Annotated in this window: 24 protein-coding genes; all 24 read right to left on the bottom strand. The window is 66.3% G+C overall.

The window, feature by feature from the left end:
- Nucleotides 1-39 precede the first annotated feature (39 nt).
- The 24 genes from map to rpsJ all read right to left on the bottom strand — a co-directional run bounded on the left by map (nt 40) and on the right by rpsJ (nt 12,929).
- Entirely contained in the window at nt 40-876 is an 837-nt protein-coding gene (gene map, locus ACLF5H_RS17165; protein WP_421676912.1) for a type I methionyl aminopeptidase, read from the bottom strand.
- Between the two features lie 103 nt (nt 877-979).
- Nucleotides 980-1,645, bottom strand: coding sequence for an adenylate kinase (locus ACLF5H_RS17160; RefSeq protein WP_421676911.1), 666 nt, complete (start codon nt 1,643-1,645; stop codon nt 980-982).
- Nucleotides 1,645-2,958 (bottom strand): preprotein translocase subunit SecY, encoded by a 1,314-nt coding sequence (gene secY, locus ACLF5H_RS17155; protein ID WP_085566122.1) that lies wholly within the window; start codon nt 2,956-2,958, stop codon nt 1,645-1,647. The genes ACLF5H_RS17160 and secY overlap by 1 nt, the downstream gene beginning before the upstream one ends.
- 189 nt (nt 2,959-3,147) lie before the next feature.
- Nucleotides 3,148-3,603, bottom strand: a complete 456-nt coding sequence (gene rplO / locus ACLF5H_RS17150) for a 50S ribosomal protein L15 (RefSeq protein WP_037657572.1) — start codon at nt 3,601-3,603, stop codon at nt 3,148-3,150.
- A gap of 2 nt (nt 3,604-3,605) precedes the next feature.
- Nucleotides 3,606-3,788, bottom strand: coding sequence for a 50S ribosomal protein L30 (rpmD, locus tag ACLF5H_RS17145; protein ID WP_003974250.1), 183 nt, complete (start codon nt 3,786-3,788; stop codon nt 3,606-3,608).
- The gene (gene rpsE, locus ACLF5H_RS17140) at nt 3,788-4,393 is read right to left on the bottom strand and encodes a 30S ribosomal protein S5 (RefSeq protein ID WP_007494753.1); all 606 of its coding nucleotides are present in this window, start codon (nt 4,391-4,393) and stop codon (nt 3,788-3,790) included. Before rpsE ends, rpmD begins: the two co-directional genes overlap by 1 nt.
- Before the next feature lie 36 nt (nt 4,394-4,429).
- Nucleotides 4,430-4,813 (bottom strand): 50S ribosomal protein L18, encoded by a 384-nt coding sequence (rplR, locus tag ACLF5H_RS17135; protein ID WP_085566121.1) that lies wholly within the window; start codon nt 4,811-4,813, stop codon nt 4,430-4,432.
- Nucleotides 4,814-4,816: 3 nt separating this feature from the next.
- Nucleotides 4,817-5,356 carry a 50S ribosomal protein L6 gene (gene rplF / locus ACLF5H_RS17130; protein ID WP_037657566.1) on the bottom strand — a complete coding sequence of 180 codons (540 nt, stop codon included), beginning with the start codon at nt 5,354-5,356 and terminating at the stop codon, nt 4,817-4,819.
- A 24-nt stretch (nt 5,357-5,380) separates the two neighbouring features.
- Nucleotides 5,381-5,779: a 30S ribosomal protein S8 gene (rpsH, locus tag ACLF5H_RS17125; protein WP_037657563.1), complete on the bottom strand. Its 399-nt coding sequence runs from the start codon at nt 5,777-5,779 to the stop codon at nt 5,381-5,383.
- A gap of 211 nt (nt 5,780-5,990) precedes the next feature.
- The gene (locus tag ACLF5H_RS17120; RefSeq protein ID WP_003948630.1) at nt 5,991-6,176 is read right to left on the bottom strand and encodes a type Z 30S ribosomal protein S14; all 186 of its coding nucleotides are present in this window, start codon (nt 6,174-6,176) and stop codon (nt 5,991-5,993) included.
- Between the two features lie 5 nt (nt 6,177-6,181).
- On the bottom strand, nt 6,182-6,739 hold the full coding sequence (gene rplE, locus ACLF5H_RS17115) for a 50S ribosomal protein L5 (protein ID WP_037657562.1): 558 nt from the start codon (nt 6,737-6,739) through the stop codon (nt 6,182-6,184).
- Nucleotides 6,739-7,062, bottom strand: a complete 324-nt coding sequence (gene rplX, locus ACLF5H_RS17110; protein ID WP_037657560.1) for a 50S ribosomal protein L24 — start codon at nt 7,060-7,062, stop codon at nt 6,739-6,741. Before rplX ends, rplE begins: the two co-directional genes overlap by 1 nt.
- Before the next feature lie 2 nt (nt 7,063-7,064).
- Complete coding sequence (rplN, locus tag ACLF5H_RS17105; protein WP_003998823.1) at nt 7,065-7,433, bottom strand: 50S ribosomal protein L14; 369 nt, start codon at nt 7,431-7,433, stop codon at nt 7,065-7,067.
- Nucleotides 7,434-7,562: 129 nt separating this feature from the next.
- A complete protein-coding gene (rpsQ, locus tag ACLF5H_RS17100) occupies nt 7,563-7,847 on the bottom strand; it encodes a 30S ribosomal protein S17 (protein ID WP_018543912.1) in 285 nt (94 codons plus the stop codon).
- Entirely contained in the window at nt 7,847-8,071 is a 225-nt protein-coding gene (rpmC, locus tag ACLF5H_RS17095; protein WP_007494763.1) for a 50S ribosomal protein L29, read from the bottom strand. The genes rpsQ and rpmC overlap by 1 nt, the downstream gene beginning before the upstream one ends.
- The gene (gene rplP, locus ACLF5H_RS17090; protein WP_018564810.1) at nt 8,071-8,490 is read right to left on the bottom strand and encodes a 50S ribosomal protein L16; all 420 of its coding nucleotides are present in this window, start codon (nt 8,488-8,490) and stop codon (nt 8,071-8,073) included. The genes rpmC and rplP overlap by 1 nt, the downstream gene beginning before the upstream one ends.
- Nucleotides 8,491-8,495: 5 nt before the next feature.
- A complete protein-coding gene (rpsC, locus tag ACLF5H_RS17085; protein ID WP_014674374.1) occupies nt 8,496-9,317 on the bottom strand; it encodes a 30S ribosomal protein S3 in 822 nt (273 codons plus the stop codon).
- Nucleotides 9,317-9,664, bottom strand: a complete 348-nt coding sequence (gene rplV, locus ACLF5H_RS17080) for a 50S ribosomal protein L22 (RefSeq protein ID WP_026252021.1) — start codon at nt 9,662-9,664, stop codon at nt 9,317-9,319. Before rplV ends, rpsC begins: the two co-directional genes overlap by 1 nt.
- A 45-nt stretch (nt 9,665-9,709) precedes the next feature.
- The gene (rpsS, locus tag ACLF5H_RS17075; RefSeq protein WP_003974263.1) at nt 9,710-9,991 is read right to left on the bottom strand and encodes a 30S ribosomal protein S19; all 282 of its coding nucleotides are present in this window, start codon (nt 9,989-9,991) and stop codon (nt 9,710-9,712) included.
- Nucleotides 9,992-10,003: 12 nt separating this feature from the next.
- Entirely contained in the window at nt 10,004-10,840 is an 837-nt protein-coding gene (gene rplB, locus ACLF5H_RS17070) for a 50S ribosomal protein L2 (RefSeq protein WP_030811669.1), read from the bottom strand.
- Nucleotides 10,841-10,880: 40 nt separating this feature from the next.
- The gene (rplW, locus tag ACLF5H_RS17065) at nt 10,881-11,300 is read right to left on the bottom strand and encodes a 50S ribosomal protein L23 (protein ID WP_037657557.1); all 420 of its coding nucleotides are present in this window, start codon (nt 11,298-11,300) and stop codon (nt 10,881-10,883) included.
- Nucleotides 11,300-11,950, bottom strand: coding sequence for a 50S ribosomal protein L4 (rplD, locus tag ACLF5H_RS17060; protein ID WP_037657555.1), 651 nt, complete (start codon nt 11,948-11,950; stop codon nt 11,300-11,302). The genes rplW and rplD overlap by 1 nt, the downstream gene beginning before the upstream one ends.
- 8 nt (nt 11,951-11,958) lie before the next feature.
- Nucleotides 11,959-12,603: a 50S ribosomal protein L3 gene (gene rplC / locus ACLF5H_RS17055; RefSeq protein ID WP_005481233.1), complete on the bottom strand. Its 645-nt coding sequence runs from the start codon at nt 12,601-12,603 to the stop codon at nt 11,959-11,961.
- A 17-nt stretch (nt 12,604-12,620) separates the two neighbouring features.
- Nucleotides 12,621-12,929, bottom strand: coding sequence for a 30S ribosomal protein S10 (gene rpsJ, locus ACLF5H_RS17050; RefSeq protein ID WP_003948644.1), 309 nt, complete (start codon nt 12,927-12,929; stop codon nt 12,621-12,623).
- Nucleotides 12,930-12,972: the final 43 nt, after the last annotated feature.

Raw genomic sequence — 12,972 nt, 5'->3', positions numbered from 1 at the left:
TCTTCCCCACCAGGGCGACCACTATGCGAGCTCTGTTCACTACGCCAGGGGGTCGGGAGCGATGGTGATGCCGAACTCCGCCAGCTTCGCCTTGCCGCCGTCGACCGCGGTGAGCACCAGCGGGCCCTCCTCCGTCAGCGCGACGGAGTGCTCCCAGTGGGAGGACCAGGTGCCGTCGGTGGTGATGACCGTCCAGTCGTCCTCAAGGACCTCGGTGCGCGGGGTGCCGAGGGAGACCATGGGCTCGATGGCCAGGCAGAAGCCGGGGACCAGCTTCGGGCCCTTGCCCCGGCGCCGCTCGACGTAGTTCAGCAGATGCGGGTCCATGTGCATCTCGGTGCCGATGCCGTGGCCGCCGTAGTCCTCGATGATCCCGTACCGGCCGCCGCCCGGCTTCGGCTGGCGGCGAATGTACGTCTCGATGGCCCGGGAGATGTCGACCAGCCGGTTGCCCAGCTTCATCGCGGCGATGCCGGCCCACATCGAGCCCTCGGTCACCCGGGACAGCTCGACCAGCTCGGGGGCGTGGCCGGAGCCGACGAAGGCGGTGTACGCCGCGTCGCCGTGCCAGCCGTCCACGATCGCGCCGCAGTCGATGGAGATGATGTCGCCGTCCTTGAGGACGACCTCGTCGGACGGGATGCCGTGCACGACCACGTCGTTCACGGAGGTGCAGATGGTCGCGGGGAAGCCGCCGTACCCCAGGAAGTTCGACTTGGCGCCGTGCTCCGCGAGCACCTTGCGCGCGACCTCGTCCAGGTCCTTCGTGGAGGCGCCGGGCACCGCGGCCTGACGGGTGGCCGCGTGGATCGCGGCGACGACCAGGCCCGCCGCACGCATCTTGGCGATCTGCTCGGGCGTCTTGATCTGCACCATGGGGGGGCCTGCGCTCTCCGTCACTCACGTCAGCTGGGTTACCTGTACAACACTACGGCCGCGGCGCCCCCGTAAGGGCACCGCGGCCGGAAGGCGGCCGGACTCAGTGGTTCTCGGCCTGCTCGCTCTTCAGCGCCTCCAGCGCGCGCTCGGTGACCTCGTCCACCGGGCCCATCGCGGAGATCGTACGGACCAGGCCCTGCGACTTGTAGTAGTCGATGATGGGCTCGGTCTGCGTGTGGTAGACCTCCAGGCGCGTGCGCACCGTGTCCTCGGAGTCGTCCGGGCGCTGGTACAGCTCGCCGCCGCAGATGTCGCAGACGCCTTCCTGCTGCGGCGCGTTGTACGCCACGTGGAAGACGTGCGAGGAGTCCTTGCGGCAGATCCGGCGGCCGGCGATGCGCTTGACCACCTCGTCCTCGGGGGCCTCCAGGTCGAGCACCGCGTCGAGCGTCATCCGCTCGGTGCGCAGCAGCTCGTCCAGCGCCTCGGCCTGTGCGACGTTCCGCGGGAAGCCGTCGAGCAGGAAGCCGTTCACGGCGTCCGGCTGCTCCATGCGGTCCTTGGCCATGGCGATGGTGACCTCGTCGGGCACGAGGTTGCCGGCGTCCATGTAGGACTTCGCGAGCTTGCCCAGCTCGGTCTGCCGACTGATGTTGGCCCGGAACAGGTCGCCCGTGGAGATGTGCGGGACGGCCAGCTTCTCTGCGAGCCGGACGGCCTGCGTTCCCTTACCGGCACCGGGCGGCCCGACGAGGACGATACGCATCAGCGGAGGAACCCTTCGTAATTGCGCTGCTGGAGCTGGCTCTCGATCTGCTTCACCGTCTCGAGACCGACACCCACGATGATGAGGATGCTGGTGCCGCCGAAGGGGAAGTTCTGGCTTGCTCCGAAGCCGACCAACGCCATTGTCGGTACGAGAGCGATCAGACCCAGATACAGCGAACCCGGCCAGGTGATCCGGTTGAGCACGTACGAGAGGTACTCAGCGGTCGGTCGGCCAGCCCGGATGCCCGGGATGAAGCCACCATACTTCTTCATGTTGTCGGCGACTTCTTCGGGGTTGAAGGAGATCGCCACGTAGAAGAACGCGAAGAAAACGATGAGCAAGAAGTACGCGGTGATGTAAACCGGGTGATCACCCTTGGTGAGGTTCGTCTGCACCCACTGCTTCCAGCCCGAGTTGCCGCCCGCGAACTGGGCGACCAGGGCCGGGATGTACAGCAGGGACGAGGCGAAGATGACCGGGATCACACCCGCCTGGTTCACCTTGAGCGGGATGTACGTGGACGTACCGCCGTAGGACCTGCGCCCGATCATCCGCTTCGCGTACTGGACCGGGATGCGGCGCTGGGCCTGCTCGACGAAGACCACGAGCGCGACCATGACCAGGCCGACCAGGATCACGGTGCCGAACTCGATCCAGCCGCCGGCCAGGGTGCCCTGCTTCTTGATGGCCCACAGCGCGGACGGGAACGTCGCGGCGATCGAGATGAACATCAGGATGGACATGCCGTTGCCGATGCCGCGGTCGGTGATCAGCTCGCCGAGCCACATCACCACCGTGGTGCCGGCGGTCATGCAGATGACCATGGTGATGGTCGTGAAGATCGCCTGGTCCGGAACGATGCTGGTGGCCACCGAGCAGCCGCTGAAGAGCGCGCCGCTGCGGGCGGTGGCGACGAGGCCGGTGCCCTGCAGGATCGCGAGGGCGAGGGTGAGGTATCGGGTGTACTGCGTGATCTTCGTGGTGCCGGCCTGGCCCTCCTTCTTGAGGGCTTCGAGGCGCGGGATGACCACGGTCAGCAGCTGCAGAATGATGCTGGCCGTGATGTACGGCATGATGCCGAGCGCGAAGACCGTGATCTGCAGCAGCGCACCGCCGCTGAACATGTTCACGAGACCGAACAGGCCCTGGTTGGCCCCGGCCTCGCTCACGCACTGCTGGACGGCCTTGTAGTTGACGCCGGGGATCGGAATGTGGGTACCCACGCGGTAGGCCACGATGATGCCCAGCGTGAAGAGCAGCTTCTTGCGCAGGTCGGGCGTCTTGAACGCCCGGGCGAACGCGGTGAGCACGGTGCCTCCTGCGACCCCCGCGCAACTGCGTCAAGGGTGACGGTCTGAGGTTCGACGAATACGAATGAGAACAGTGTTGGCCACCTTACCGGCGACCATGCCCCCCTTGGAACGACCAACCGGGGATACCTCATTGTGAGGTATCCCCGGTCGGGATCGTCTACGTCATCGCAACGTCGTCTGAGGGACTCAGACGAGCTCGGTGACCGTACCGCCGGCGGCGGTGATCTTCTCCTTGGCGGAGCCGGAGACGGCGTCGACCGTCACCTGCAGCGCCACGGAGATCTCGCCCTGGCCGAGGACCTTGACGAGGCTGTTCTTGCGAACGGCACCCTTGTCGACGAGGTCCTGGACGGTGACCTCTCCACCCTGCGGGTAGAGCGCGGCCAGCTTGTCCAGGTTCACGACCTGGTACTCGGTCTTGAACGGGTTCTTGAAGCCCTTGAGCTTCGGGAGACGCATGTGGAGGGGCATCTGGCCACCCTCGAAGCGCTCCGGAACCTGGTAACGGGCCTTGGTGCCCTTGGTACCACGACCGGCCGTCTTACCCTTCGACGCCTCACCACGACCGACACGGGTCTTCGCGGTCTTGGCGCCCGGGGCGGGACGGAGGTTGTGGATCTTGAGCGGGTTCTGCTCCGCCATGATCAGTCGACCTCCTCGACCGTCACGAGGTGGCGGACGGTGTGCACCATGCCGCGGAACTCGGGGCGGTCCTCCTTGACGACCTGCGTGTTGATGCCCTTGAGACCAAGGGAGCGCAGGGTGTCACGGTGGTTCTGCTTGCTGCCGATGTAGGACTTGACCTGCGTGATCTTGAGCTGCGCCATCACGCACCCGCCCCGGCACGCGCACGCAGCAGGGCGGCGGGAGCGACGTCCTCAAGAGGCAGACCGCGGCGGGCCGCGACCTCCTCCGGACGCTGCAGACCCTTGAGGGCCGCCACCGTGGCGTGCACGATGTTGATCGCGTTGTCGGAGCCGAGCGACTTCGACAGGATGTCGTGGATACCGGCGCACTCGAGCACGGCGCGCACCGGACCACCGGCGATAACGCCGGTACCCGGGGACGCGGGCTTGAGCAGCACGACGCCGGCAGCCTTCTCACCCTGGATCGGGTGCGGGATGGTGCCCTGGATACGGGGGACCTTGAAGAAGTGCTTCTTGGCCTCCTCAACACCCTTGGCGATGGCGGCCGGCACCTCCTTGGCCTTGCCGTAACCGACACCCACGGTGCCGTCACCGTCGCCCACCACGACCAGCGCGGTGAAGCTGAAGCGACGACCACCCTTCACAACCTTGGCGACACGGTTGATCGCGACGACGCGCTCGACGTACGCGGTCTTCTCGGCGGCAGCAGCGCCGCCGTCACGGCCCTTCCGGTCCCGCCGCTCGCCGCCACCGGCACCGCCTCCGCGGCGCTGGGGTCCAGCCATTGGATTACCTCTCTCTTTCCGCTAGCTACAAGCGGCTCAGAACTTGAGCCCGGCCTCGCGGGCGGCGTCCGCCAGGGCGGCGATGCGCCCGGCGTACTGGTTGCCACCACGGTCGAACACGACGGCCTCGACGCCCGCGGCCTTGGCCCGCTCGGCGACCAGGGCGCCGACCTGCTTGGCCAGCGTGGACTTGTCGCCCTCGCCACCGCGGATCGAGGTGTCCAGCGTGGACGCCGACGCGAGGGTGTGACCCTTCAGGTCGTCGATCACCTGCGCCACGATGTGGCGGTTGGAGCGGGTCACGACCAGACGGGGGCGCTCCGCCGTACCGGACACCCGCTTGCGGATCCGGATGTGACGGCGCTTGATCGCGGCGCGCTTGTAGGCGTCGCCCTTGAGGATCTTCTGCCCGTATGCCATGGCTTACTTACCCGCCTTTCCGACCTTGCGGCGGATGACTTCGCCCTCGTACTTGACGCCCTTGGCCTTGTACGGGTCAGGCTTGCGCAGCTTGCGGATGTTGGCCGCAACCTCGCCGACCTTCTGCTTGTCGATGCCCTCGACCTGGAAACGGGTCGGGGTCTCCACCTTGAAGGAGATTCCCTCAGGCGCCTCGACCAGGATCGGGTGGCTGTAACCGAGAGCGAACTCCAGGTTGGAACCCTTGGCGGTCACTCGGTAACCGACACCGCTGATCTCGAGCTTCTTCACGTAACCCTGGGTCACGCCGGTGATCATGTTCGCCACCAGCGTGCGGGACAGGCCGTGCAGGGCCTTGTTCTGACGCTCGTCGTTGGGGCGGGTCACCTGCAGGGTGCCGTCTTCGCCCTTGGCGATGTCGATCGGTGCCACGACGGTGTGGGTCAGCTCGCCCTTGGGGCCCTTGACCTTGACCGTGCGGCCGTCGATGGTGACGTCCACGCCGGCGGGAACCGCGATGGGGAGCTTGCCGATACGCGACATAGCTGTTTCCTCCGTTCCCTTCTGCTACCAGACGTAGGCGAGGACTTCCCCACCCACGCCCTTCTTGCCGGCCTGCTTGTCGGTGAGGAGCCCGTGCGACGTGGAGATGATCGCCACGCCGAGGCCACCCAGCACCTTGGGCAGGTTGGTGGACTTCGCGTACACCCGGAGACCGGGCTTGGAGATCCGCTTGATGCCCGCGATGGAGCGCTCACGGTTCGGGCCGAACTTCAGCTCGAGGACGAGGTTCTTGCCCACCTCGGCGTCCTCGGTCTTCCAGCCCGTGATGAAGCCCTCCTGCTGGAGGATCTCCGCGATGTGCGACTTGATCTTGGAGTGCGGCATCGACACCGAGTCGTGGTAAGCCGAGTTCGCGTTCCGCAGACGCGTAAGCATGTCTGCGATCGGATCAGTCATGGTCATGAATTGGCCTGTGGCCTTTCTCGCCGGGGTTTCCTATATGCGCCATCCCTCTCCCCGTACTGGGACGGGACGGGTGCGGCGCGGGGACCTACGGCGTAGTAAGTCGTTCAGGGCGGCAGAGGCCCAACCCTCCTAGCCTAAGCCATGAGAGTGGGCGCCCCTGCCGTCCCGGTTGCTTACCGAGAGGTCCAGGTGTCCCTAAAAGCAGGGACTACCAGGAGCTCTTGGTCACGCCCGGCAGCTCGCCACGGTGAGCCATCTCACGAAGGCACACGCGGCACAGGCCGAACTTGCGGTACACGGAGTGCGGGCGGCCGCAGCGCTGGCAGCGGGTGTAGCCACGCACACCGAACTTGGGCTTGCGAGCAGCCTTAGCGATCAGAGCCTTCTTCGCCATCTCGCTCACGCCTCCTTGAACGGGAAGCCGAGGTGACGAAGGAGCGCGCGGCCCTCAGCGTCGTTGGTCGCCGTGGTGACCACGGTGATGTCCATACCCCGGACGCGGTCGATCTTGTCCTGGTCGATCTCGTGGAACATGACCTGCTCCGTGAGACCGAAGGTGTAGTTGCCACGGCCGTCGAACTGCTTGGGGGACAGGCCGCGGAAGTCGCGGATGCGCGGGAGCGCGAGCGACAGGGTGCGGTCCAGGAACTCCCACATGCGGTCGCCACGGAGCGTGACGTGGGCACCGATCGGCTGACCCTCACGCAGCTTGAACTGCGCGATGGACTTCCGGGCCTTGGTGACGGCCGGCTTCTGACCGGTGATCGTGGTGAGGTCGCGAATGGCGCCCTCGATCAGCTTGGAGTCGCGGGCGGCGTCGCCCACACCCATGTTGACCACGATCTTGACGAGGCCGGGGATCTGCATGACGTTCTCGTACTTGAACTCGTCACGCAGCTTGCCCGCGATCTCGTCACGGTACTTCTGCTTCAGACGCGGAGTGGTGGTGGTAGCCATCAGATGTCCTCACCCGTCCGCTTGGCAACGCGGATCTTGTTGCCCTCTTCGTCGAAGCGGTAGCCGACACGCGTGACGACCTTCTCGCCGTCCTTCTCCACGACCAGCTGGACGTTGGAGACGTGGATCGGCGCCTCGGTGGTCACGATGCCGCCGGCCTGCGAGCCACTGGCGGTCGGGCCGGCCTTGGTGTGCTTCTTGACCCGGTTGACACCCTCGACCAGGACACGCTCGTCGCGCGGGTAAGCGGCAATGACCTTGCCCTGCTTGCCCTTGTCCTTGCCGGTGATGACCTGGACCAGGTCGCCCTTCTTGATCTTCATGCTTACAGCACCTCCGGCGCGAGCGAGATGATCTTCATGAACTTCTTCTCGCGCAGCTCACGGCCGACCGGGCCGAAGATACGGGTGCCGCGAGGGTCGCCGTCGTTCTTCAGAATGACGGCGGCGTTCTCGTCGAAGCGGATGTACGAGCCGTCCGGACGGCGGCGCTCCTTGACGGTGCGAACGATGACCGCCTTGACGACGTCACCCTTCTTCACGTTGCCACCGGGGATCGCGTCCTTGACGGTGGCGACGATGACGTCACCGATGCCCGCGTAGCGGCGACCGGAGCCACCGAGCACACGGATGCAAAGGATCTCCTTCGCACCAGTGTTGTCGGCGACACGCAGTCGCGACTCCTGCTGGATCACGTCTATCTCCTGAATGTCTGCCGGTTCCCCGGGGGCTGCTCGAGCGAGCGGCCCCCGGAGCCTGGCGGAACTGTCCTGCGAGGGGCGCCCCGCAGGAACCTACTTTTGGAATTCCCTTGCGGGAACTACCTACTTGGCCTTCTCGAGGATCTCGACGACACGCCAGCGCTTCGTGGCGGACAGCGGCCGGGTCTCCATGAGGAGGACACGGTCGCCGACACCGGCGGCGTTCTGCTCGTCGTGCGCCTTGAGCTTGTTCGTACGGCGGATGACCTTGCCGTACAGCGCGTGCTTCACGCGGTCCTCGACGGCGACGACGACGGTCTTGTCCATCTTGTCGCTGACGACGAGACCCTCACGGGTCTTGCGGAAGCCGCGGGCCTCTGCGTTCTCAGTCACGTTCTTCTCGCTCATCAGGCGTTCTCCACCGTTTCGATGCCCAGCTCACGCTCGCGCATCAGGGTGTAGATCCGCGCGATGTCCTTGCGGACCGCCTTCAGACGGCCATGGTTCTCGAGCTGACCAGTCGCCGCCTGGAAGCGGAGGTTGAACAGCTCTTCCTTGGCCTCGCGGAGCTTCGCGAGAAGCTCCTCGTTGCCCAGCTCGCGCAGCTCGGACGCCTTGGTACCGGCCGACATCACGCTTCACCTGCCTCGCGCTTGACGATCCGGCACTTCATCGGCAGCTTGTGGGCCGCACGAGTCAGCGCCTCACGGGCGATCTTCTCGTTGGGGTACGACAGCTCGAACATGACGCGTCCGGGCTTGACGTTGGCGATCCACCACTCCGGAGAACCCTTACCGGAACCCATGCGGGTCTCGGCGGGCTTCTTGGTGAGGGGACGGTCCGGGTAGATGTTGATCCAGACCTTGCCGCCACGCTTGATGTGGCGGGTCATCGCGATACGAGCCGCCTCGATCTGGCGGTTCGTGACGTAGGCCGGGGTCAGCGCCTGGATGCCGTACTCGCCGAACGCAACCTGCGTGCCACCCTTGGCCATACCGTCGCGCTTCGGGTGGTGCTGCTTGCGGTGCTTGACCCTACGGGGGATCAGCATTTCGGTCAGGCCTCCGTTCCGGTGCTCTCAGCCGGAGCGGCGGCGGGAGCCTCGGCCTTGGGGGCCTCGGCACCGGCAGCCTGCTGCGGCTTGCGACCGCGCCGCTCGCCACCACGGCCACCACGGGCCGGGCGGTCGGCACCGCCACGGGCCGGGCGGTTACCCGCACGGGCCGCAGCGTTCTCGGCGCGGACCTCGGCGATGTTCTTGACGTCGCCCTTGTAGATCCAGACCTTCACACCGATGCGGCCGAAGGTCGTCTTGGCCTCGAAGAAGCCGTAGTCCACGTTCGCGCGGAGCGTGTGCAGGGGCACACGGCCCTCGCGGTAGAACTCCGAGCGGGACATCTCGGCGCCACCGAGGCGGCCACCGCACTGGATCTTGATGCCCTTGGCGCCCGCCTTCATCGCCGACTGCATGCTCTTACGCATGGCACGGCGGAAGGAGACACGGGAGGAGAGCTGCTCGGCGACGGCCTGGGCCACCAGCTGAGCGTCCGTCTCCGGGTTCTTGACCTCGAGGATGTTGAGCTGAACCTGCTTGCCGGTCAGCTTCTCCAGGTCACCGCGGATGCGGTCGGCCTCGGCGCCGCGGCGGCCGATGACGATGCCCGGACGAGCGGTGTGGATGTCCACACGGACACGGTCACGGGTGCGCTCGATCTCAACCTTCGAGATGCCGGCGCGCTCCATGCCGGACGTCATCATCCGACGGATGGCGACGTCTTCCTTGACGTAGTCCTTGTACAGCTTGTCGGCGTACCAACGCGACTTGAAGTCGGTCGTGACACCGAGCCGGAACCCATGCGGGTTAACCTTCTGGCCCATTACCGGGTTCCTTCCTTGCTGCTGACGACCACGGTGATGTGGCTGGTCCGCTTGCGGATCCGGTAGGCACGGCCCTGGGCGCGCGGACGGAACCGCTTCAGGGTCGGGCCCTCGTCGACGTAGGCCTCAGAGATGACCAGGCTGTCGACATCGGTGTGGTCGTAGTTGTGCGCGGCATTGGCAATGGCGCTGTCCAGCACCTTGCCGACCGGAACCGAGGCTGCCTGCGGGGCGAATCGCAGAACAGCCTGGGCCTCCGTGGCGTCCATGCCACGGATGAGGTCCACCACACGGCGGGCCTTCATGGGCGTGACGCGGATGTACCGCGCCTGGGCCCTGGCTTCCATGGTTGTCCCTTCAGAGTTACTTACTTGTCTGAATGCGATCCGCGATTAGCGGCGCTTCGACTTCCGGTCGTCCTTGACGTGGCCGCGGAAGGTGCGCGTCGGCGAGAACTCGCCGAGCTTGTGGCCGACCATCGACTCGGTGACGAACACCGGGATGTGGGTCTTGCCGTTGTGCACCGCGATCGTGTGGCCGAGCATGGCCGGGACGATCATCGAGCGACGGGACCAGGTCTTGATGACGTTCTTGGTGCCGGCTTCGTTCTGCGTGTCCACCTTCTTGATCAGGTGGTCGTCGACGAAGGGCCCCTTCTTCAAGCTACGAGGCATCTCAACCCGTCCTTAGCGCTTCTTGTTCGTCTTGCGGCGGCGGACGATGTACTTGTTCGACGCCTTCTTGGGCGAACGAGTACGGCCTTCCTTCTTGCCCCACGGGGACACGGGGTGACGGCCACCGGAGGTCCGGCCCTCGCCACCACCGTGCGGGTGGTCGACCGGGTTCATGACGACACCACGGACGGTCGGGCGAACGCCCAGCCACCGCTTACGGCCGGCCTTACCCCAGTTGATGTTGCTCTGCTCGGCGTTGCCGACCTCACCGACGGTGGCGCGGCAGCGGACGTCGACCAGGCGGATCTCGCCGGACGGCATGCGCAGGTGGGCCATGGAGCCCTCCTTCGCGAGCAGCTGCACGGAGGCACCGGCGGAACGGGCGAACTTGGCACCGCCACCGGGACGGAGCTCGATCGCGTGGATCGTGGTACCGACCGGGATGTTGCGGAGCGCCAGGTTGTTGCCCGGCTTGATGTCAGCCCCGGGACCGTTCTCGACGCGGTCACCCTGCTGCAGGTTGCGCGGGGCGAGGATGTAGCGCTTCTCGCCGTCGGCGTAGTGCAGCAGCGCGATGCGCGCGGTGCGGTTGGGGTCGTACTCGATGTGCGCGACCTTCGCCGGCACGCCGTCCTTGTCGTGACGACGGAAGTCGATCACACGGTAGGCGCGCTTGTGTCCGCCACCCTGGTGGCGAACGGTCACACGACCGGCGTTGTTACGGCCGCCCTTGCTGTGCAGGGGACGGACCAGCGACTTCTCCGGCGTGGACCGCGTGACCTCGACGAAGTCGGCGACGCTGGCGCCACGACGGCCCGGCGTAGTCGGCTTGTACTTGCGGATTCCCATTTCTCAGTCCTCGTCCGATATCGGACGATCCGGACCGCCCTTAGGCGGTCGGACCGCCGAAGATGTCGATACGGTCGCCCTCGGCGAGGGTCACGATCGCGCGCTTGGTGGCGGCACGCTGACCGAAGCCGGTCTTCGTGCGCTTGCGCTTGCCCTGGCGGTTGATCGTGTTGACCCCGGTGACCTTGACGTCGAAGACCGCCTGGACGGCCTGCTTGATCTGGGTCTTGTTGGCGTTCGGGTCGACGATGAACGTGTACTTGTTGTCGTCGAGGAGCGCGTAGCTCTTCTCCGAGACGACCGGCTTCAGCAGGACGTCACGGGGGTCCGTGTACGACTTGCTCAGCGGCGTCTCGACGGTGTTCTTGCCCTCGGTGGCGTGGCGACGCGCCTTGGCGACGCGCGCGGCCTTGGCGGCCTTGGCGGCCTTCGAGGCAATAGCGGGGTGACGGATAGCCATCAGGCCTCGCTCCCTTCGGTGTCAGCGGCCTTGGGGCCAGACACGAAGGACTCGAAAGCGGCCTGGGTGAAGACCACGTCGTCCGAGACGAGAACGTCGTACGTGTTCAGCTGGCCCGGCTCCAGGATGTGGACCTGGGGCAGGTTGCGGGCGGACAGCCACGCGGCCTCGTCGGAGCGGTCGACGACCAGGAGCAGGTTCTTGCGCTCCGAGATCTTGCCGAACAGGCTCTTCGCGGCCTTCGTGGACGCCTGGCCCTCGACCACGCCGGCGACGACGTGGATGCGGTTGTGACGCGCCCGGTCGGTGAGGGCACCGCGCAGGGCGGCGGCCTTCATCTTCTTCGGGGTGCGCTGCGAGTAGTCACGCGGCACGGGACCGTGCACGACGCCACCACCGGCGAACTGCGGAGCGCGGGTCGAACCCTGACGGGCGCGACCGGTGCCCTTCTGGCGGTACGGCTTCTTGCCGCCACCGCGGACCTCGCCACGCGTCTTGGTCTTGTGCGTGCCCTGACGGGCCGCGGCCAGCTGCGCGACGACGACCTGGTGGATCAGCGGGACGCTGACCTTGGCGTCGAAGATCTCCGCGGGGAGCTCGACGGAACCGGCCTTCTCGCCCGCCGGCGAAAGGATGTCAACAGTGCTCATCGGTTACCTCAGGCCCCCTTGGCCGCGGTGCGGACCAGGACGAGGCCGCCGTTCGGACCGGGAACCGCGCCCTTGATGAGCAGCAGACCCTTCTCCGCGTCAACGGCGTGGACGGTCAGGTTCTGGGTGGTGACCCGCTCGTTGCCCATACGACCCGCCATGCGGAGGCCCTTGAACACGCGGCCCGGGGTGGCGCAGCCACCGATGGAACCGGGCGAGCGGTGCTTGCGCTGGGTGCCGTGTCCGGCGCCGAGGCCCTTGAAGTTGTGACGCTTCATGACACCGGCGAAGCCCTTGCCCTTGCTCTTGCCGGTCACGTCCACCTTGACGCCGGCCTCGAAGACCTCAGCGGAGATCTCCTGGCCCAGCGTGTACTCGGAGGCGTCCGCGGTGCGGATCTCGACGAGGTGGCGGCGGGGGGTGACGTCGGCCTTGGCGAAGTGGCCCTTGAGGGGCTTGTTCACCTTGCGCGGGTCGATCTCGCCGAACGCGATCTGGACGGACTCGTAGCCGTCGACGTCGTTCGTGCGGACCTGGGTGACGACATTGGGGCCGGCCTTGACGACGGTGACCGGAACAACGCGGTTGTTCTCGTCCCACACCTGCGTCATGCCGAGCTTCTCGCCCAGGATGCCCTTGATCTGCTTAGCCATTCTCAGATCACCAGCCCTCAGAGCTTGATCTCGATGTCGACACCGGCCGGGAGGTCGAGTCGCATCAAAGAGTCAACGGTCTTGGGGGTCGGGTCGAGAATGTCGATCAGGCGCTTGTGCGTGCGCATCTCGAAGTGCTCGCGCGAGTCCTTGTACTTGTGCGGCGACTTGATGACGCAGTACACGTTCTTCTCAGTGGGCAGCGGCACCGGGCCCGCGACCGACGCACCAGTGCGGGTCACCGTCTCGACGATCTTCTTCGCCGAGGAGTCGATGACCTCGTGGTCGTAGGCCTTGAGCCGGATGCGGATCTTCTGTCCCGCCATGGCTACTCAGTAGTCCTGTCTCTTCTAACGCTCTGGGACCCGG

This window comes from Streptomyces sp. LaBMicrA B280, from assembly GCF_049222185.1.
Lineage (GTDB): Bacteria > Actinomycetota > Actinomycetes > Streptomycetales > Streptomycetaceae > Streptomyces > Streptomyces murinus.
Note: the sequence above shows the minus strand (reverse complement) of the source record. Positions and strands in the feature narration are given on the sequence as shown.